Below are 435 nucleotides of genomic sequence, written 5' to 3' on the forward strand. Positions count from 1 at the left end.
AAGCCTGACCGAGCGACGCCGCGTGTGGGATGAAGGCCCTTGGGTTGTAAACCACTGTCAGAGGGGATGAAATGCAGGTGGGTTCTCCCATCTGTTTGACATAGCCTCAGAGGAAGGACGGGCTAAGTTCGTGCCAGCAGCCGCGGTAAGACGAACCGTCCAAACGTTATTCGGAATCACTGGGCTTAAAGGGCGCGTAGGCGGCCGAGCGGGTCGTGGGTGAAATCCCCCAGCTTAACTGGGGAACTGCTTACGATACCACTGCGGCTCGAGGAAGGAAGGGGCAATTGGAACTGTCGGTGGAGCGGTGAAATGCGTAGATATCGAAAGGAATACCAAAGGCGAAGGCAGGACTCTGGGCATTTTCTGACGCTGATGCACGAAGGCCAGGGTAGCAAACAGGATTAGATACCCGAGTAGTCCTTTCTCTTATAC

1 rRNA gene is annotated in these 435 nt (G+C 55.2%); it reads left to right on the forward strand.

Features of this window, described 5'->3' with window-relative positions:
• Positions 1 to 435, forward strand: a 16S ribosomal RNA gene (locus ACTHS4_RS11640); the annotation flags it as partial.

This window comes from Neisseria sp. P0014.S009 (assembly GCF_051958155.1).
Lineage (GTDB): Bacteria > Pseudomonadota > Gammaproteobacteria > Burkholderiales > Neisseriaceae > Neisseria > Neisseria flavescens_C.